The 19170-nt window shown below is 59.4% G+C and carries 16 protein-coding genes and 1 pseudogene; 16 read left to right on the top strand and 1 reads right to left on the bottom strand.

Features of this window, described 5'->3' with window-relative positions; translation table 11 throughout:
* Nucleotides 1-44: 44 nt before the first annotated feature.
* Nucleotides 45-725, bottom strand: coding sequence for a hypothetical protein (locus tag PSV43_RS03120; RefSeq protein ID WP_300193682.1), 681 nt, complete (start codon nucleotides 723-725; stop codon nucleotides 45-47).
* A 211-nt stretch (nucleotides 726-936) separates the two neighbouring features.
* Between PSV43_RS03120 and PSV43_RS03115 the strand changes: the two genes are divergently transcribed.
* From PSV43_RS03115 to PSV43_RS03035, 16 genes and pseudogenes are all read left to right on the top strand, one after another.
* Nucleotides 937-1191 (top strand): hypothetical protein, encoded by a 255-nt coding sequence (locus tag PSV43_RS03115; protein WP_300193680.1) that lies wholly within the window; start codon nucleotides 937-939, stop codon nucleotides 1189-1191.
* A gap of 202 nt (nucleotides 1192-1393) precedes the next feature.
* A complete protein-coding gene (locus tag PSV43_RS03110; protein WP_300193678.1) occupies nucleotides 1394-1594 on the top strand; it encodes a hypothetical protein in 201 nt (66 codons plus the stop codon).
* A 161-nt stretch (nucleotides 1595-1755) separates the two neighbouring features.
* The gene (locus PSV43_RS03105; RefSeq protein ID WP_300193675.1) at nucleotides 1756-2196 is read left to right on the top strand and encodes an Rrf2 family transcriptional regulator; all 441 of its coding nucleotides are present in this window, start codon (nucleotides 1756-1758) and stop codon (nucleotides 2194-2196) included.
* A gap of 28 nt (nucleotides 2197-2224) precedes the next feature.
* Nucleotides 2225-3598, top strand: a complete 1374-nt coding sequence (locus PSV43_RS03100) for a hypothetical protein (RefSeq protein WP_300193673.1) — start codon at nucleotides 2225-2227, stop codon at nucleotides 3596-3598.
* Nucleotides 3599-3645: 47 nt separating this feature from the next.
* Nucleotides 3646-4026: a hypothetical protein gene (locus PSV43_RS03095; RefSeq protein ID WP_300193670.1), complete on the top strand. Its 381-nt coding sequence runs from the start codon at nucleotides 3646-3648 to the stop codon at nucleotides 4024-4026.
* 24 nt (nucleotides 4027-4050) lie between these two features.
* A complete protein-coding gene (locus tag PSV43_RS03090) occupies nucleotides 4051-4761 on the top strand; it encodes a TrkA C-terminal domain-containing protein (RefSeq protein ID WP_300193668.1) in 711 nt (236 codons plus the stop codon).
* Nucleotides 4762-4872: 111 nt separating this feature from the next.
* A complete protein-coding gene (locus tag PSV43_RS03085; protein ID WP_300193731.1) occupies nucleotides 4873-5097 on the top strand; it encodes a magnesium transporter in 225 nt (74 codons plus the stop codon).
* A gap of 177 nt (nucleotides 5098-5274) precedes the next feature.
* A complete protein-coding gene (locus PSV43_RS03080; RefSeq protein ID WP_300193665.1) occupies nucleotides 5275-7995 on the top strand; it encodes a cation-transporting P-type ATPase in 2721 nt (906 codons plus the stop codon).
* Between the two features lie 49 nt (nucleotides 7996-8044).
* A pseudogene (locus PSV43_RS26115) lies at nucleotides 8045-9873 on the top strand (SLC13 family permease).
* Nucleotides 9874-9959: 86 nt separating this feature from the next.
* A complete protein-coding gene (locus PSV43_RS03065) occupies nucleotides 9960-10109 on the top strand; it encodes a hypothetical protein (protein ID WP_300193659.1) in 150 nt (49 codons plus the stop codon).
* On the top strand, nucleotides 10106-10816 hold the full coding sequence (locus PSV43_RS03060) for an SDR family oxidoreductase (RefSeq protein ID WP_300193657.1): 711 nt from the start codon (nucleotides 10106-10108) through the stop codon (nucleotides 10814-10816). The genes PSV43_RS03065 and PSV43_RS03060 overlap by 4 nt, the downstream gene beginning before the upstream one ends.
* Nucleotides 10817-10888: 72 nt before the next feature.
* Nucleotides 10889-11650, top strand: a complete 762-nt coding sequence (locus PSV43_RS03055; protein ID WP_300193655.1) for a DUF1080 domain-containing protein — start codon at nucleotides 10889-10891, stop codon at nucleotides 11648-11650.
* A gap of 29 nt (nucleotides 11651-11679) precedes the next feature.
* Nucleotides 11680-12984, top strand: a complete 1305-nt coding sequence (locus PSV43_RS03050) for an amidohydrolase (RefSeq protein ID WP_300193653.1) — start codon at nucleotides 11680-11682, stop codon at nucleotides 12982-12984.
* Between the two features lie 33 nt (nucleotides 12985-13017).
* Nucleotides 13018-14946, top strand: coding sequence for an MBL fold metallo-hydrolase (locus PSV43_RS03045; protein WP_300193651.1), 1929 nt, complete (start codon nucleotides 13018-13020; stop codon nucleotides 14944-14946).
* A complete protein-coding gene (locus PSV43_RS03040) occupies nucleotides 14946-16034 on the top strand; it encodes a serine hydrolase domain-containing protein (protein WP_300193649.1) in 1089 nt (362 codons plus the stop codon). Before PSV43_RS03045 ends, PSV43_RS03040 begins: the two co-directional genes overlap by 1 nt.
* Before the next feature lie 84 nt (nucleotides 16035-16118).
* Nucleotides 16119-19169 (top strand): PSD1 and planctomycete cytochrome C domain-containing protein, encoded by a 3051-nt coding sequence (locus PSV43_RS03035; RefSeq protein ID WP_300193647.1) that lies wholly within the window; start codon nucleotides 16119-16121, stop codon nucleotides 19167-19169.
* Nucleotide 19170 lies beyond the last annotated feature (1 nt).

Below are 19170 nucleotides of genomic sequence, written 5' to 3'. Positions count from 1 at the left end.
TACGCGGACACGCTGGCGGCGCAAACGGAAGTTGCCACGACTGCTCAGGCCGCCCGCTTCCTGCGCAACCATGTGACGAGCACCACAATGCCCGCCACGGCAATTATTGTTGGCAGCATGTACCCCCCGCCTGAAGAGGTTCCGCACAATGCGCACATGTCATCAGGGCCGCCAATAGCCGCATCAGCGGCCTGCAGGGATTCCGCCGTGATGGGCGGCGGCGCCTTGGAGCGGGGAGTGAAAGTTTTCAAATCCAGCACGTAGCTCGTTTCACCGGGAAAGAGGATCTGATAGCGCTCAACTTTTTTGCCGAGGGCGGTATTGTGATACAGCACGCTCAGGGTTCCAGTCGGCAGCGCCTTGATCGAGTAACCCGTGCTGCCGGCAGGGAGTTTCGTGCGCCAAGTGCCAGTGAGCATGACCGGGTCCTCCGGCAGTTTCAGCGGGGCATTTTCCGCGGCCGTAAACTCCCAGGTAAGTTCAGGCTTCACCTCCGCCACGGGATCGAGGACGACCGCGACCACCCGCTGCACATACTCACGGGCCATGGTCTTGAGTTTTTCCTGCTGTTCCGCTGGCGTGACCCCGAAATCGGCATTGGTGAGGTAGGGTGCCACATTGGGATCCGGCTCAAAGCTGCGAGGGTCGATCTCCACCTGAAGCATCCAGTCGCCGTTTTGCTCGAAATTGGCCCGCACTGCCACATCCGGCAAAGGATGCGCCATGCTGGGCAAAACGAGCGCAAGAAGCGCGAACAGGGAGAGGCTTGAGGAGTTGAACTTCATCCAACCAGCGTGGCACAGGCCATGTGCCTGTGACGAGCTTTTTTCAAAAACCCCACATTTTTTGATTGTCAGGGGGGGCTGGGCTCGTTTTGAATAGGCGCAAGTCCGCTCGGTCACTTCCAAACGGAAAGCTAACCACATCAAACTCAATATGAAATCCATCCTCACCACCCTCGCCGTCCTCGGCCTCTCCGTGTCCGCCTTTGCAGGTTGCGGCAAAACTGAAACCACCAGCGGCAAGCTCAAGTCCGTTGACGCTGACTCCAAGTCAATCGTGATCGACGCTGGCGGCAAAGACGTCAAGCTCACCCTCACTGCTGCCGTCACCGGTGCTGACAAGCTCGTTGGCAAGAAAGTGACCGCCGTCAGCTCCCACAAGAAGGTTGAGTCCCTCAAGGAAGGCTGATTTTTCCCGGTGAAATGAATTCACCCAGAAGCCCGGAGGCCATCCCTCTGGGCTTTTTTATGCCAGTTTCAAAGCCCGCAAACCTCACGCAGCCGCATTTTTTCTTGAGATTCTCTGAAATAAAACGCTTTAATCCTACTCTGACTGTTGTGCATGGGGCATCCGACCTCTGCCGACCTCCAGACACCAATACAACCTCATCATGAAATTGATTCTCACTCTTGCCCTCGTCTCCACCAGCCTCCTGCTGAGCAACTGCGCCTCCAACGGCCAGTGCATCTTCGGCAAGAAAAAGGATTCTGCCTGCTGCGCCAAACCCGCCGCCGGTGCCTGCTGCGATAAACCCGCCGCCGGTGCCTGCTGCGCCAAACCCGGCGCCGCTGCCTGCAAGACCAAGCATTAATTCTTGCTGCTCTGACAATATCGAAGCCTGGAGACGCGTCTCCGGGCTTTTTTATGCCTGCTCTGCGCCGATTTTGTCCGCCATTGTGCCGCTCTTGGCGCAACCTGTTTAAACATGCACGGAAAATGCAAGTTTAACCCCCTATTCCCGTAAAATGAGGCATGCGACTCAGCCTCTTCACCGATTACTCCCTGCGCGTGCTCATGTTTGCTGCGCTGAAAGCGGAAATGTTTTCGCTCAGCGAAGTCGCTGCCGCCTACGACATCTCGAGGCACCATCTGGTGAAGGTGGTGAACTACCTGGCCAAGCTCGGGTACCTCGAAACCCGCCGTGGCCGGGGTGGCGGCATCGTGCTGGGGATGAAGCCGGAGGACATCCGCATCGGCATGGTGGTGAGGCGCACGGAGGACACGCCCTTCATAGTCGAGTGCTTCGACGCACAGCACAACACCTGCCCCATCAATGGTTCCTGCCGCCTCAAAGGTGCGCTCGCGCAGGCTGTGAACGCTTTTTACGAAACCCTCGACCGCCAGACGCTGCGCGACCTTGTGGCCGGTAACGAAGGGACAGCGATGAAGCAGCGGCTGCTGAAGCAGCCATGACGAAACCCGAATGACGAATTTTCCAGTCATGGACTCTCCACATTTGAACTCATCAACGCCGCACTCTGCGATCTCCCTTCTGTGCTTGGTCATTCATTCGGCATTCCTCAGTTTGATTTCGGCATGCTTCCTCCTCCCACTTTATGCCGAGGACGCCTACGAAAACGCTCCCATCCACTACTCTGACACCGAACCCAACGATGCCACCCAGCGTCTCGAACGCCTCCTGGCCGCCGGGAAGGTGAAAATCGACCGCACGGATGCCTGGACCGTGTTGAGGGATGTGATGAAGCAGCTCGACATCCCGCAGGAGTCGCAAGTCATGGTCTTCTCCAAGACCAGCAAGCAGAATGACCTCATCAACCCGCAGACTCCACGTGTGGTCTATTTCGGTGACAACGCTTACGTCGGCTACTGCCTCGGCGGCTCGATCGAGGTTGCCACCATCGATCCGAAACTCGGGCCCATCTTTTACCTGCTCGACCCCTATGAGGAACCCGCCAAGCCCCTGCACTTCCAGCGCGACAACAGTTGCCTGAGCTGCCATGGCGGCCCGTTCACCCCCGAAGTGCCCGGCGTCATCGTGCGCTCGGTCTATCCCGGCCCCGAGGGCCACCCCATCACGAGCCAGGGCAGCACGGTCGTCGATACCACGACGCCGTTCAGCGACCGCTGGGGCGGGTGGTACGTCACCGGCAAACACGGCAATGTCCTGCACCGTGGCAACGTGACCGCCACCGAGAAAAACGATCAGAGCATCGACATCGACTTCAACGCCGGTGCAAACGTCACCAATCTCGCCAAATTTTTCGATGTCTCCCCCTTCCCGCGCCAGCAGAGCGACATCGTCGCCCTCATGGTGCTGGAGCATCAGACCTCGTTGCAGAATGTCCTCACCAAGGCGAATCAGTCCTCCCTGCGAGCCATGCACATGCAGACAAGCCTCCAGCGTGAACTTGGCGAAACCGTCCAGAGCGAACCCGTTGGCACCGCGCGCCGCATCATCGACCACTGCGCGGAGGACGTCGTCGAAGCCCTGCTCTTCAAAGACGAAGCCGAACTGCCTGACGGCGGCATTGAGGGAGATCCCGCCTTCCAGAATGCCTTCACCAAACGCGCCCCGCAAAGCAGCGATGGACGCAGCCTGAAGGACTTCCAGCTTCTACGCCGCATCTTCAAGTACCGCTGCAGCTACATGGTCTATTCCCTCACCTTCCAGCACCTTGCCGCCCCACTGAAGCAAACCGTTTTCACGCGACTCTGGACGGTTCTTGAAGGCAAGGACACCACCGGCGAATACGGCTACCTTAGTGAAACTGAGCGCGGGCACATCCGCCGCATCCTTGCCGAAACGCTGCCTGGAGCACCGGCGGAGTGGAAGAAGGCGCTGGCGGTGAAGTGAGGCGTGCTGTGGGTTGAAAACCTGCGCTCCATCTCCAACGTGTGTGGATGAAACAGTTCCTCACCTTCCTGCTCTGCGCCCTCTGTATAACCTCCTGTGGAGAAAAGCAGCCTGCCGAAGTCGATTTCGCGGATAAGGACGTCGAGATGCTGAATGACTTCAAAGAGGCGAACTACCAGGGCAAGCCGTACACGGGCCTCATCCGTAACAAGCACTCGAACGGCAAGGTGGCGGGCGAGTATCCGTATCAAAACGGCAAGATGCAGGGGGTGATGAAGGAGTGGTGGGAGAACGGCCAGCAGTCCGCTGAAACCAACTTTGACCACGGCCAGCGCCACGGTCTGAACCGCTACTGGAACATGAAAGGTAAGCAGACGAAGGAGCAGATTTACGACCATGACAAATCCATCAGCGAGAAGCACTTGTGAACATTGAACATTGAACATTGAATCATGGTAGCTCCTGTCATTGCATTGCTCGTGATAGCCCTCGTCTCGCTGCTGGCGGTGCGCGTGGGATCGACGGCGCTGATGATGACGGGCATCAGTTGGGACACGGCCAGCTTTCAGGCCTATTCTGCGTTTTTTGGCGTGGGTTTTACCACCAAAGAGGCAGAACTGGTGGTGAACCATCCCGTGCGACGCCGCATCATCCGTGACCTCATTCTGGCTGGGAATGTCGGTCTTACCTCCGCGCTGGCCACGCTTATCGTCACCCTGCTGCAAAGCGGCTCCGGCGGCAACACCGTGCTGATGCTTGGCGGGCTCATTGGCGGACTGATCGTGATGCTGTTTATCTCCCGCCTTGCTTGGTTTCAAAAAGTGCTCGACCACGTTATTCGGCATACTCTGGAGCGCACCGGCATGGTGCGTGCGCTTGATTACGAACTGCTGCTGCGCATCCAGCACGGCTATGTCGTCTCCGAGATCGAGGTGCTGCCAGACACTTTTCTCGCCGGCCGCTCGCTGCGCGAATCACGGCCATGGGATCGAGGCGTCGTCATCCTCGCGATCAAGCGCGACAGCGAAACGATTCCGGGCATCCCCTGCCGCGACGATTTGATCCAGGCAGGCGATGTGCTCACCGCATACGGCAAAGAAACCGCCCTCCAGGCAATGACGCAGCCGCTTGAAAAACGAAAACACGAGAACACCGAACCATGAACCTCACGAACCTCACGAACCAAGTCTGCTCCATCACCGGTGGTGCCAAAGGCATCGGCCTTGCCACCGCTCACAGCCCTGCTGCTTGGAGCGGGTTGAGGCTTGATCGTGATGCTGATCGTGTGGATCTGGCGTGGCGAGGCACTCGTCGCCATCAGCATTGGCTCCAGCATCGCACTGACGCTGGTCACGGCCTGCGTCACCGGCCTGAGTGTTCCTGCACTACTTCACGCTCTGCGCCTTGATCCGAAAATCGCCGCAGGTCCAATCACGCTGGCGATGACGGACATCTTCACGCTGCTGTTCTCCTTCGGACTGGCGTGGTGGTGGTTGTGACGGCGTCCACTTTGATGACATAAAACTGAGGCACAGCAGGAGCGTATCCTGCCCATGAGTGCCCGCATTTTGGGAAAACTGGTTCGTGGCACTAAGGGCGAGGGGCATTACGGGTTGCGTGGTATTTCATGGGGCCGTATGTGATTGATAAATGCCGACGTGCGCTTGATGAAAACCATGACACCTCCTCAATCCGCCTCCCGCTGGCACCAGCTCGAAATGTCCGAAGTCGTGCAGTTGCTGAAGTCCGATTGTCAGCGCGGACTCGACGCAGCGGAGGTGGCACGACGCCAGAAGGAATATGGTCTGAATGTCGTCAGCGCACGCGGCGGCATACCGGCGTGGAAGCGCCTTATGCTCCAGTTTCATCAGCCGCTCGTGTATCTGCTCCTCGCCGCAGTGGTGATTACAGCCTTTTTGCATGAGTGGGTGGACTGCGGGGTGATTTTCGGCGTCGTGCTGGCTAATGCCGTTATCGGTTTCATTCAGGAGTCAAAGGCGGAGAAGGCCGTCGAGGCGCTGAGCAAGATGGTGGTCACCGAAACCACCGTTCGGCGTGAGGGTCGCCGACAGCGCATTCCTTCCGCGCAGCTCGTGCCAGGGGATGTCGTGGCCTTGCAAAGTGGTGACCGCGTGCCTGCGGACCTGCGTCTTTTCCAGGTGAACAGCCTCCAGGTGGATGAATCCCCGCTCACCGGCGAGTCCGTGCCCGTGCAAAAACACGCCGATCCTCTAGCGCATGACGTGGTGCTCGCAGATCGCAAGAACCAGGCATTCGCGGGAACCTGCATCACCTACGGCACCGCAGAGGGCCTTGTGTGGGCCACCGGTGATCGTACGGAGACGGGTCGTATCGCCTGGCTCATCGCAGAGGCGGTGGAGCTCTCCACGCCACTCACAAAAAAGATCGCCGCATTCAGCCAAATCCTCCTCTGGGCCATCTTGGGCCTCTCGGTAGTGGCCTTCATCGCCGGTGTGTCGCGTGGAGAACCACCTGTGGAAATGTTCATGGCAGCCGTGGCGCTCGCCGTAGGCGCGATCCCCGAGGGGCTGCCCGCCGCCGTCACCATCGTACTCGCCATTGGTGTCAATCGCATGGCAAAACGTCATGCCATCATCCGCAAGCTACCCGCAGTGGAGACACTCGGCAGCACCACCGTCATCTGCTCAGACAAAACGGGCACCCTCACCGAAAACCAGATGACCGTGCAGCGAGTGCTCGCGGGAGGCCGCGATTACGAAATCACAGGCGGCGGTTACGAGACGCGCGGCGAACTACAGCTTGATGGGCGGGGAATTGTCCCCGCGCAGCATCCCGCGCTGCTGGAGTGCCTCCGCGCGGGTGTGCTGTGCAATGATTCACAGATCGTAACGGACGACGAGGGCCGCCTAGCCGTGCAGGGAGATCCCACCGAGGCAGCCATGCTCGTCGTCGGAGCCAAGGCAGGCCTCATTCACGCGGAGATGACCGACCAGTCACCGCGCCTCGGTATGATCCCCTTTGAATCCGAGCACATGTTCCGCGCCACGCTGCACTCGATGAACGGGCAGCGTACCATTTACAAGGTCGGTGCCGTGGAGCGCCTGCTCGAACGCTGCGTGGACATGCTCGCCGCCGATGGGACACTCACCCCGCTCGACAAGGACGACGTTCGCATTGCTGTGGAAAAACTCGCAGCGCAGGGCATGCGCGTGCTCGGTTTCGCACGCCTCCACGCCACCCATGAGTGTGATGACCTCACTCATGACCATGTCCGCAGGGGGCTCACCTTTCTCGGCTTGCAGGGCATGATCGACCCACCGCGCACTGAGGTCATCCAGGCTATCGCCAGTTGCCGGAGTGCTGGCATTCGCGTGAAAATGATCACCGGCGATCACGCAATCACGGCCCGTGCTATCGCCGAAAAACTCGGTATCGCTGACAGCGACGGCGTGCAGGTCATGACCGGGCGCGACCTCGAAAAAATCAGCGATGCCGAACTGCCCGGAGTAGCACACCGCGTCGAGGTCTTTGCCCGAGTCGCCCCCGAGCAAAAACTGCGCCTCGTACGTGCTCTTCAGACCCACGGCCACATCGTCGCCATGACCGGCGACGGCGTGAACGACGCGCCAGCGCTCAAGCAAAGCGACATCGGCATCGCCATGGGCATCGCCGGCACCGATGTGGCCAAAGGTGCCGCAGACATGGTCCTCATCGACGACAACTTTGCCACCATCCAAGCCGCCGTCGAGGAAGGGCGCGGCGTCTTCGACAATCTGCGCAAGTTCATCGTCTGGACGCTTCCCACCAATGTCGGTGAAGGCTCCATCATCCTCGTCGCCATGCTGCTCGGCGTGGTGCTGCCGGTAGTCCCTGTGCAACTCCTGTGGGTGAACATGGCCACTTCCATCTTCCTCGGCCTCATGCTCGTCTTTGAGCCGAGGGAGCACGATCTCATGGGTCGCCCGCCGCGAGACCCCAAGCTACCGCTGCTCACGCTGCCTCTCTTCATGCGCACAGGCCTCATTTCACTCATCATGATCATCGGCGGGTACTGGCTCTACTTTTACGAAACCGGCGCTGGAGAGAGCATCGCGACTGCCCGCACAGCGGTCATTAACGTCATCGTCATGGTGGAGACCCTCTACCTCATGAGTTGCCGCTCGCTGAACCACTCGCTGCTCCGCGTTGGCTTCTTTAGCAATCCCCTCGCCCTGATCGGTGCCGCCGCCATGATCGGAGCACAGCTTCTCTTCACCTACGCGCCCTTCATGAACCATCTCTTCCACACCGCACCGCTCGATGCAGATGCTTGGCTGCGCATCGTCTGCGTTGCACTCCTGTCCTTCTTCCTTGTAGAACTCGAAAAGTGGATCCGCTTTGGCCGTCATCACGACAAGGTCGTGCCGGTGGAATGATCATTGAGCCGGTTTTTTGTGAGCGGTGGAGTGATCGGTGCATTTGTATATGAATCTGGATCTGCTCAAAGTTCTGGCCCTGCTGGGCACATGCATGGTGCTGTTTGTCATCAACAAACCGCGCATGGACGTGGTGGCACTGCTGGTGATCGTGCTGCTGCCCATGACCGGTGTACTCACCCTGCCGCAGGCACTCGCGGGATTCAGCGATCCAAACGTGATCCTCATTGCGGCCCTGTTTGTGATCGGCGAAGCGCTGGTGCGCACCGGAGTCACTCATCAGGTCGGGAACTGGCTGATCCGCCAATCCGGGCAGGATGAGACGCGACTGCTGGTGCTGCTCATGCTGGTAGTGGCGGGACTGGGTTCAGTGATGAGCTCCACGGGGGTCGTGGGTGTGTTCATCCCGGTGGTGATGAGCATCACGCGGCGGCTGCGGATCGACCCGGGGCGCTTCATGATGCCGCTAAGCTTCGCGGGCCTGATCAGCGGCATGATGACCTTGGTGGCCACGCCGCCAAACATGGTGGTGGACAGCGCCCTGCGCGACATGGGGCTGGGAGGATTTTCCTTTTTCAGTTTCGCGCCGATGGGGCTGCTGATCCTCGGCTGCGGCATCGCCTACATGCTGGTGACACGTCGCTGGCTCGCCGCAGGTAGGCAGGCGGAAGTCGCCACCGCATCGGAGCGGCGCGGACTGGCGCACTATGTCACCGAGTATCATTTGCAGCGCCATGGCTTCCGCCTGCGGGTCGATCCAGAGTCTCCCTTGCGAAACAAGAACCTGGAAGACCTGCGGCTGCGGCGCGAGCACGGGGCCAATGTGCTGGCCGTGGAGCGGGCTGGAAGATTTCATCAGGAGATGCTGCATCCCAGCGCACGCCTCGAGTTGCATGCAGGTGATGTACTGCTGGTTCACTTTTTCCAGGACACGAACATCGCCGCGTTTGCGCAGAGGATGGGGCTGACACCGCTGTCTCTAAAGGATGCCTACTTCAACGATCACTCGCAGGATGTGGGCATGGCAGAGGTGCTGACCCGCCTGAATCCTCGTTCATCGGCAGGAGCGTGATCGAACAGGCATTCCGCACCCGGCATCATCTGAATGTGATGGGCCTTCGGCGTAAGGGCGGGGCTTTTGAAGGCAAATTTCTCGAAGAAAAGTGGCGCATGGGGGACGTCCTGCTGGTGGCCGGCCCGTGGAAATCCATCCGCAGCCTCCAGAGCCGGGGTCGTGACTTTGTGGTACTGAGCCTGCCACCCGAGGCGGAGGAGGTGGCACCCGCGATGGAGCGGCTGCCGCATGCACTGTGCATCCTCGCGCTGATGATCGTACTGATGGTGGGCGGCTGGGTGCCTAACGCCGTCGCAGCGCTTATCGCATGCCTGCTAATGGGACTCTTTCGCTGTGTGGACATGACGGGTGCGTACAAGGCTATCCACTGGCAAAGTCTGATCCTGATCGCAGGGATGATCCCCTTTGCACACGCGCTGCAAAGCACCGGCGGCATCGATCTAGCCGCAGAGGGACTGCTGCAGATCATGCACGATGCCGGGCCGCGTCTGCTGCTGGGCAGCCTGTTCGTGCTCACAGCATTGACCGGCCTCTTCATCTCCAACACCGCCACCGCCGTGCTAATGGCACCCGTCGCCCTGAGCGTGGCGGCCCATTTGAAGGCTTTAACCCTGCCATTTGCCATGATCGTAGCCATCGCCTGCTCTGCGGCGTTCATGACACCGGTCTCTTCTCCGGTAAACACCTTAGTGGTGGGCCCGGGCAACTACCGATTCCTCGATTTTGTCAAAATCGGCGTACCCTTCACGCTCCTCGTCCTGCTGCTAAGCGTACTCGTGGTGCCATGGCTGTTTCCCCTGTGAATCACGGTTGTCTTCAAAAACACATCGCAGGCCTGGTCCAGCCATCCCAGACCAGCATTGTCTGAACACCTCGTCATGATCTCATCATGTCCACCGTTTACTACTACGACACCAAGCCCTATGACCGCGACTGGTGCCAGCAGTTTGCCAAGACGGGAATGCGTCACGCGGCCCTTCGTTGCGCCGGATTCATCGCTTGGCAAAGACCCATTGCCACGCATTCTCGTTCGATATGAACCTCACGAACCAAGTCTGCGCCATCACCGGTGGTGCCAAAGGCATCGGCCTCGCCACCGCTCAAGCCCTGCTCGCACGTGGTGCGCGTGTCGCGCTGCTCGATCTCGAAAATATTGCTCTAGACAATCCGCACGCGATGTCGATTCGCTGTGATGTGACCCGCGCTGCCGATGTGCAATCAGCCGTGGATCAGATCACCGAGCAACTCGGCTCCATCGCTGTGTGGGTAAACAACGCCGGCCTAGCACGCCACCGCTGGATCCCTGATTACACTGAAGCCGAGATCGACCTGATGCTGGCGGTGAACCTCAAGGGCACCATCCTCGGTTCGCAGGCAGCCTTGAAGGCAATGATGCCGCACAAGCACGGTCACATCATCAACGTCATCTCCACGGCCAGCCTGCGCGGCATCCCGAGCGAGACCGTGTACTGTGCGGCGAAGTGGGGCGTGCGGGGATTCACGCAGGGGCTGGCTGAAGAAGCAGCCGCGCATCGCATCCGCGTCACCGCAATTCTGCCCGGCGGAGTCGATACGGCGTTTTGGGATGATGCCTCGCAGCGGCAGGCTCCCAAGCAACTGTTTCTCAAGCCCGAACACATCGCCCACGGCATCGTGAGCTGCCTTGAGATGGATGACTTTTGTGTACCTCGTGAACTCGTTCTGCGCTCGCTGGATGACAGCGATTTTTCCGTGAAGCCGGAGTGAACGCTACGCACCTTTTTTCAAGGAGTGAAGAACTGCGTGCGATTTAAGTGCTGAACCTTTTTGGAATGCCCCATGAACACACTGATTTATTCGCAAGCCTCCCGACGTGATTTCATCAAGACTTCGGCCTTCGGTGCCTTGATCGGGGTGGTGCAGTGCTGCAGCAGTCATGCGGCGCAGCATGAGCCGGCCCCAGAAGGCTTCACCGCGCTGTTTGATGGTCAGACATGGGCGAACTGGCAGCATGACAAACATCTGAATGGTGTGTGGGAGATCGCAGATGGCAGCATCCGTTTGCGCACCGACGAACCGCCACGCGTACGCGGTAAAATTTACAACCTCTCCACCACACGGAAGTTCAAAGACTTCACGCTGATGATCGACTGGCGGCTCACCGGCAAACCCTATGTGAAGCCGCACCAGTGGCTCACGGATGACGGCCAGTTTCATACCGATGCCGCAGGCAAAGTGATCATGAAGGACAACCTGACCTGGGGCGACAGCGGTGTGTTTCTGCGCGGCGTGAGTGCGGCGCAGATCAACATCTGGTGCCAGCCCTGCGGCAGTGGCGAGGTGGGCACGAAGTTCAAGGATACGACGGCGACGAAAGAAGAACGGATGAAGACAATGCCCAGCACCCACGCCGACAAAGGGCCGGGCGAGTGGAACAGTTTCATCATCACACTGCGCGGAAACCGCGTGGATGTATCGCTCAACGGCAAGCATGTGATCCAAGGTGCGCGTGTGAAGGACCTACCCGCCGAAGGGCCTATCACCCTGCAGAACCACAAAGACGCCGTGGAATTCCGCCGCATCTTCATCAAGGAACTGTAGCCCTGATTTTTTTCATACCACCATTCCGCATGAATCCATTCGTCTTTGTCTTTCTCCTCACCGTCAGCCTGCAAGCGGCGGACACCCTCGACACCTTCATTGAGGAACAACGCCCCTCTTTGATCCAGCTCTATGAGCATCTGCATGCACATCCCGAGCTTTCGTTTCATGAGGAGAAAACAAGCGCGCGCATGGCAGAGGAAATGCGCAAGGCGGGCTTTGAGGTCACTGAAAAGGTGGGCGGGTTTGGCGTGGTGGCGGTGTTGAAAAACGGGCCCGGGCGAACAGTGCTTGTGCGCACGGATCTAGACGGACTGCCAGTGCGCGAAATCGGCTCCGTGCCTTATGCCAGCAAGACGAAAACCAAGGATGACGCGGGCAACGATGTCTCCGTCATGCACGCCTGCGGACATGACATCCACATGACATGCTGGGTCGGTGCGGCGCGGGCGCTCGTGGCCTCAAAAAATCAATGGCAAGGCACGCTCGTCTTCATCGCACAACCGGCGGAGGAGCGCGGAGCGGGTGCGCTGGCGATGATCGAAGACGGCCTGTTCCAACGCTTTCCTAAACCCGATGTCTGCCTGGCGCTGCATTGCGATTCAGGTCTTGCCACCGGCACCGCCGGGTTCAGCAGCGGCCCGGCCACTTCGAACACCGACACCGTGGACATCGTGGTGAAAGGCATCGGCGGTCACGGCGCGATGCCGAACATGACCAAAGACCCCATCGTGCTCGCCTCGCAGATCGTGCTGGCGTTGCAAACGATCGACAGCCGTGAATTGCATCCGGTGGAGCCGGTCGTGGTGACGGTGGGCAAGTTCATCGGCGGCACCAAGAGCAATATTATCCCCGACAAGGTCGAACTCGGCCTGACCGTACGCACCACCAGCCCCGAGACACGCAAACAGGTATTGGACGCGATCAAACGTATCTGCCGGGGTCTTGGCATCGCCGCCGGATTGCCAGAGAATCTGCTCCCAGAAATCACGCTGTCCGGTGCCGGAACTCCCTCTTTGCACAATGATCCAGCGCTCACCACGCGCGTGACGCAGGTCTGGGCGGATGCCTTTGGCAAGGCCAATATCCTCGAACGCAAGCCCACGATGGCAGGCGAGGATTTTTCCCGTTACACGATGACACCTGAAAACATCCCCGTCTTCCTCGCATGGATCGGCACCGTCTCACCCGAAAAAATTAAGCAGGCGAATGCGAGCGGCGAAATCCTGCCCAGTCTGCACTCGCCGTTTTATCGTCCCGAACCAGCGCCCTCAATCACCTTCGGAATCAAGGCGATGACGCTCGCGGTGATGAACGAACTCAAGCGAGATTGAAGCGAATCACCTGTTTGCGCCGTTGATAGTCGCATGATTCGCCTCCTCGCCGCACTCCTTGCCCTGCACAGCGTTGCGTTTGCTGCTTTTCAAGAGCCATTGCCCGGCGTGTATCTGTGGCAGGACACCTGCAACGTGTATGTGCTGAAGCACGGCGACCGAGCGCTACTCATTAACCTAGGCGATGGCAGTGTGCTGGAGCATTTGGGGGAGATCGGGGTGAAGCAGGTGGAATGGGTGCTTTTCACCGATCATCATCGGGAGTTGTGCCAGGGTGTACTGAAGCTGAATCGTGCGGTGACCCAGATTGCCGTGCCGAAGGATGAGCAGGCTTTCTTTGAAACGCCGAATGAATTTCGGAAATGGAACCCGCGGCTCAGCGACAAATTTGCCGTGCATGGCTCCAGCTATGTGCGCCCGCCATCGCAGCCGGTGAAGATCGACAAACCGCTCGCGGATGGTGATGTTTTCAACTGGAACGGTTTCGCGCTTGCCTGCGTGAGCACGCCGGGGCACTCGCCGGGCGGAATGAGTTTCGTGCTGAAGCAGGGCGAGCGCACGCTGGCGTTCACGGGCGGTGTGATGCACGACGGCGCAAAGATGACGAACTGGTTCGACACCGAGTGGGACTACGGCTTCGCGAAGGGGCTCGATGCGCTCATCGCGACGGTGGACAAGCTGATCGCGCTGGAGCCGGAGATATCCTTCCCATCGCAAGGCCCGGTCATTGCGAATGCCACGGCGCAGTTCAAGACGTACAAGGAAAGGCTGACGCAGTTCCGCCCGGATTATGTGCGTGGGTATCCGACTGAAAAGCTTTCCAAACGTGGGCCGCATCCCGCGACCCAGCCGACGAAGGCGCACTACATTGTGCAGGTGACGCCGCATCTCTACATGTTCGGGCCGGAGATGGCGGGGAAGAATTTTGCCATCATCATTGCCGACAGCGGACACGCATTGCTGCTGGACTGCGGCCTGTTTCCGAAGCTCGTGCTCGAACGCATCATCAGTGACATGCGGGAGTTCCTGGGGCTGAAACAAATCGACGCCTGCTGGATCTCCCACTCGCATGGCGATCACTTCACGCTCTTCCCCGCGCTCAAGGATCATGGGGTGAAATTCTGGACGATGGACAGCATCGCCGACAAATGCGAGAACCCGCGATACTACGACTACCCGGCGATGATCGGCGCTTACAACGCCGGATTTGAGCAGGCGAAGATCGACCGGATTCTCAAAGCGGGGGATGTTATCGAGTGGGAAGGCTACAAGCTGCACATCGACTGGATGCCGGGGCAGACGGAGTTTGGCAACGCGCTCTGGCTGGAGCTTGATGGCAAGAAGATCGTCTTCAGCGGCGACAATCTTTTCGGCGATCCTGCCGACCCGGCGCAGAATGGTCACGAGTGCGTCAACGCGCGCAACAGCGCCATCATCGAAGAAGGCTACCTCGTCGCGGCGAAGTATCTGCAAAAGCTCCAGCCGGACATCATCATGGGCGCGCACGGCGTGCTCATGACGGAGCCCAAGGCCTTCATCGAACGCTATCACGAGTGGGCACTTCGTATCATCCGCGAATACAAAGAGCTGCTGCCGGATGCGAACTATGAATACCTCTACGATCCCTACTGGGTCAGCGCCTATCCGTATCGCGTGGACTTTCAGCAGCAGCGCACGCAGGAGGTCAGCATCACAGTGCGCAATTTCCGCGACACCTTGCAGCAGCATCGCGTGGAGCTTCAGCTCCCGCCCGGTGTCAGCGCAGATCCGGCTATCCTCACTGGCACTGTCGGTCCAAAATCACGCCAGAGCTTCAAGGTCAAACTCACCGCTGATACTGCGCAACTGCCCGCCGGGGTACAACTGGTGCCGATGGACATCACGCTGGATGGCAGGCAGTACGGTCAGCTGTTTGATTTCATCATTCAGGCCAGGGAACCCGAGAAGAAAAACGCCAAGTGATGAAGCGCCGCTCCATGATGACCCTGCTCGCATGCTTCGCGGCGACGAAAGGCCACAGCACCACCTCTGACCGCATGCAAACCGCCGCCCGAATCATCCAACAGCAAATCGATGCTGGCATCCTCGCATCCGCCGTGCTGCATGTGCGGCAGGGCAAAGACACGTTTCAGCAGGCCTTTGGCACAGCTGGGAATACAGACGCCATTTTCCTGCTCGCCTCGATCACGAAGACGATGACTGCTGCGGGCGTGTTGGTGCTGTCGGATCGCGGCGAGCTGCGACTTGCCGATCCCGTGGTGAAATTCATCCCGGAATTCAATGAGGGCGAAAGGAAGCAAATCACCATCGAGCAACTGCTCACCCACACCTCCGGCTTGCCAGATCAACTGGAGAACAACACCGAGCTGCGTTCCCGACACGCGCCACTTGCCGAATTTGTGCAAGGCGCGATCCGCGCGCCTCTCCTGTTCAATCCGGGAACGAAGTATCACTATCAAAGCATGGGCATCCTGCTCGCGGCAGAGATTGTGGAGCGGATCACCAAGACGTCGCTGCCGGATTTTCTGGCGAAGGAGGTGTTTGCGCCGCTCGGCATGAAACACAGCGCCTTGGGTCTCGGCAGTTTCAAACTGGCCGACACGATCCGCTGCCAGACGGAACACGCCGCGCCTGAATCCGGTGCCGGTGATCCGCAAGCCACATCCTGGGGCTGGAACAGCCCCTACTGGCGCAACCTTGCAGCGCCTTGGGGTGGAGCCCATGGCTCCGCCGCCGATGTGGCATGTTTTCTCGATTCCTTCATGCACCCGTCTGGCCAAGTGCTGCGCAAAGAGACAACACGCCTGATGCTACAAAGCCACACACCAGGCCTCGCCGCCCGTCGCGGCATCGGTTTCGCGTTGGGCCCGGAAGGATTCGGCAAAAACTGCTCGCAGCAGAGCTTTGGCCACAGCGGATCGACCGGCACCCTCGCCTGGGCCGATCCAGCGACCGATACGACCTGCGTCATCCTCACTTCCCTGCCCTCGCGCCTTTCAGCACAGACGATTTTGCACCCGGTCTCGGATGTGGTGGCGGCCGCCAGCTGAAATCCCGGCCTTCAACACCGGATTCCCCATGCTCGAAGTGGGAATATCCCATGCTTTGGCTCCGTTCTATTGAGATACCCCGTTATGACCAAACCCACCTGTTTTCTTCTGCTTGCCACGCTCGGGCTCCACGCCGCAGAGCCGCCGATTCCGGCCAAGATCGAGTTTAATCGCGATGTGCAGCCAATCCTCTCGGACAACTGCTTCTACTGCCACGGAAACGACCCCAAGCATCGGGAGGCTGATCTGCGGCTCGACATTCGAGACGAGGCCGTGAAGGCGGAGGCGTTTATTCCCGGCAAGGCCGCGAAGAGCGAACTCGTATCGCGCATTCTCACCGCTGATGAGGACGATCTCATGCCACCGCCAGATTCGCACAAGAAGCTCACGCAGCGGCAGAAGGAAATTCTCAAAAAATGGATCGATCAGGGCGCGGCCTATCAGCAGCACTGGTCTTATGAGAAACCGGTGAAGGCGGCGATCCCAGCAGGAAAAAACGGCGTGGACGTGCTGGTGCAGCAGCGCCTCGCTCAAGTTGGCCTCAAGCCTTCGCCCCAGGCCGACGCACGCACGTTGATCCGCAGACTATACTTGGATCTGATCGGCATGCCGCCCAAGCCAGAGGAAGTGGCCGCTTTTGAAAAAGACGCTTCTCCCGCTGCCTATGCGAAGCTCGTGGAGAGCCTGCTCAAAAATCCGCATTACGGCGAGCGCATGGCCATCGGCTGGCTCGATGTGGTGCGCTTCGCCGACACCATCGGCTACCATAGCGACAACCAGCACAACGTGTGGCCTTACCGCGACTACGTCATCCAGTCCTTCAACAGCAACAAACGCTTCGACCGCTTCACCCTCGAACAAATCGCCGGAGACCTCATGCCGGATGCGAATCAGGAGACGCGAGTCGGCTCCGCCTTCAACCGTCTGCTGCTCACCACTGAGGAAGGCGGCGCGCAGGCGAAGGACTATGAACAGCGCATGCTCACCGACCGCGTCCGTGCTGTGGGCAATGCCTGGATCGGCCAAACCACCGGCTGCTGCCAGTGCCACGATCATAAATTCGATCCATGGACACAGCGTGATTTCTACTCGCTCGGGGCATTCTTTGCCGACATCAAGGAGCCGATTCTCGGCCGTCGTGAACCGGGCATGCTCGTGCTCGATGCGCAGGCGCAGAAGCGGCAGGCAGACATTGCGAAGCAGCTGGGTTCCCTGCAGGCCGAATTTGCCAAACCGCGCCCCGAACTCGCACCCGCACAGGCGGCATGGGAAAAGCAGGCGCTGGAAGCCGTGACAGCCAGCGGCATTTGGCAGCCATTGAAGCAAGTCGCTGCGGCTTCGGCGAAAAAGAACATCGCAATCAAGGCCGACAAGGAAGGCGTGGTGCGCGGCACCCTTGATGCCAAACGCAACGAGCGAAAACTGAACGACGGCACTGAAACCTACATGCTAACCACCAAGCTTCCGCAGGGAACCACGGGCATCCGCCTTGAAGCACTCAAAGAAAAACTACCCGGCATCGGCCTCGCAGCGAATGGCAACTTCGTGCTCAGTGAAGTCTCTCTCACCACAGGTGGGAAGAACAAGCAGACCAAGCTCGCCATCGCTTTTGCCAGCGCCACGTTTGAGCAAAAGACCTTTCCCGCTGCGAGCAGCATCGACGGCATCGCGGACAAGAAAGAAAATGGCTGGGGCGTGCTGGGTGCTACCGGAGCCGATCAGTCGCTCTACCTGGAACTCGCCGAACCGCTCACCGAAGCCAACACCGCAGTGACCATCACACTCACCTTTGGCTGGGGTGAAAATCATGAGATCGCCAATCTCCGCCTCAGCAGTACCAGCGCGCCCAAGCCCATCCGTGCGCCCGGCACATCGCTTCCCGCAACCGAGATCGCCGACATTCTCAAAGCAACTCCAGAGAAGCGCACCCCAACACAAAAACAAAAGCTCACGGCCGCCTACAAGCAGATCGCCCCTGAACTCAACGACCTCCGCACCAAGCTTGCCACAGTTGAAAAGGAGAAGGCTGATTTCGAAAGCAGTGCACCCAAGTGCATCGTCTCCATCAGCGACACCAACCAACGCACCGTACGCATCCTGCCGCGTGGCGACTGGATGGATGAAAGCGGCGAAGTTGTTAAGGCGGCACTGCCCGGCTACCTGCCGAAACCGAAGATCGAAGGCCGCGACCTCACGCGCCTAGATCTCGCGCAGTGGCTCATTTCCAAGGACAATCCGCTAACGGCACGCACGGTGATGAACCGCCTGTGGAAACAGTTCTTCGGCACCGGCTTGAGCAAAGTGCTCGACGACCTCGGCGCGCAGGGCGAGCCGCCGGTGAACCCTGCGCTGCTTGACTGGCTGGCCTGTGAGTTCATGGACAGCGGCTGGGACATGCAGCATATGATCCGCCTCATCGTCAACAGCACGACTTACCAGCAAGTCTCCACCTCCACGAAGGAACTCACTGCTGCTGATCCTTACAACCGCGAAAGCGCCCGCCAGAGCCCCTTCCGCCTCGATGCCGAACTCGTGCGCGACAATGCGCTCACCATCTCCGGCCTGCTCGTTCCTAAAATCGGCGGCCCGAGCGTGAAGCCCTATCAGCCTGCCAAGTACTGGGAGAATCTGAACTTCCCCTCGCGCGAATGGCAGAACGACAGCAGCGCAGGTTTGTATCGCCGCGGCATCTACACTTGGTGGCAGCGCAGCTTCACACACCCTTCCCAGCTAGCCTTCGACGCACCAAGTCGTGAGGAGTGCGTGGCCGAGCGCAATCGCTCGAACATCCCGCAGCAGGCACTCGTGTTGCTGAATGACCCAACGTATGTCGAAGCCGCCCGCGTCTTTGCCGCCCGCATCCTCACCGAATCCAATGGTGATGCCAGCCAGCGTATCACCTGGGCCGTGCAGCAGGCCTTGCAACGCAAACCGAGCGCGGATGAACTTAGGACGCTTTCAGCCCTGTTCGACCAACAGCTCGCCGACTATCAAAAGGAACCCGCCGCTGCGGCAGAACTGCTTAAAACCGGCACCGCACCTGTCGCCGCGAATTTGAACCCGAGCGAACTCGCCGCGTGGACACACGTAGCGCGCGTTCTTCTGAACCTGCACGAAACCATCACGAGGAGTTGAG

Source organism: Prosthecobacter sp. (assembly GCF_029946185.1).
Taxonomy (GTDB): Bacteria; Verrucomicrobiota; Verrucomicrobiia; order Verrucomicrobiales; family Verrucomicrobiaceae; genus Prosthecobacter.
The sequence above is the reverse complement of the archived record's forward strand: the minus strand, read 5'-3'. Positions and strand labels throughout refer to the sequence as shown.

Coding starts and splice junctions, on each gene's coding strand:
- PSV43_RS03110 (WP_300193678.1), top strand. CDS start 1,394: ATGAAATTGATTCTCACTCTTGCCCTCGTCTCCACCAGCCTCCTGCTG.
- PSV43_RS03050 (WP_300193653.1), top strand. CDS start 11,680: ATGAATCCATTCGTCTTTGTCTTTCTCCTCACCGTCAGCCTGCAAGCG.
- PSV43_RS03045 (WP_300193651.1), top strand. CDS start 13,018: ATGATTCGCCTCCTCGCCGCACTCCTTGCCCTGCACAGCGTTGCGTTT.
- PSV43_RS03090 (WP_300193668.1), top strand. CDS start 4,051: ATGGTAGCTCCTGTCATTGCATTGCTCGTGATAGCCCTCGTCTCGCTG.
- PSV43_RS03055 (WP_300193655.1), top strand. CDS start 10,889: ATGAACACACTGATTTATTCGCAAGCCTCCCGACGTGATTTCATCAAG.
- PSV43_RS03035 (WP_300193647.1), top strand. CDS start 16,119: ATGACCAAACCCACCTGTTTTCTTCTGCTTGCCACGCTCGGGCTCCAC.
- PSV43_RS03060 (WP_300193657.1), top strand. CDS start 10,106: ATGAACCTCACGAACCAAGTCTGCGCCATCACCGGTGGTGCCAAAGGC.
- PSV43_RS03040 (WP_300193649.1), top strand. CDS start 14,946: ATGAAGCGCCGCTCCATGATGACCCTGCTCGCATGCTTCGCGGCGACG.
- PSV43_RS03120 (WP_300193682.1), bottom strand. CDS start 725: ATGGCGCATCCTTTGCCGGATGTGGCAGTGCGGGCCAATTTCGAGCAA.
- PSV43_RS03100 (WP_300193673.1), top strand. CDS start 2,225: ATGGACTCTCCACATTTGAACTCATCAACGCCGCACTCTGCGATCTCC.
- PSV43_RS03095 (WP_300193670.1), top strand. CDS start 3,646: ATGAAACAGTTCCTCACCTTCCTGCTCTGCGCCCTCTGTATAACCTCC.
- PSV43_RS03065 (WP_300193659.1), top strand. CDS start 9,960: ATGTCCACCGTTTACTACTACGACACCAAGCCCTATGACCGCGACTGG.
- PSV43_RS03085 (WP_300193731.1), top strand. CDS start 4,873: ATGCTGATCGTGTGGATCTGGCGTGGCGAGGCACTCGTCGCCATCAGC.
- PSV43_RS03105 (WP_300193675.1), top strand. CDS start 1,756: ATGCGACTCAGCCTCTTCACCGATTACTCCCTGCGCGTGCTCATGTTT.
- PSV43_RS03080 (WP_300193665.1), top strand. CDS start 5,275: ATGACACCTCCTCAATCCGCCTCCCGCTGGCACCAGCTCGAAATGTCC.
- PSV43_RS03115 (WP_300193680.1), top strand. CDS start 937: ATGAAATCCATCCTCACCACCCTCGCCGTCCTCGGCCTCTCCGTGTCC.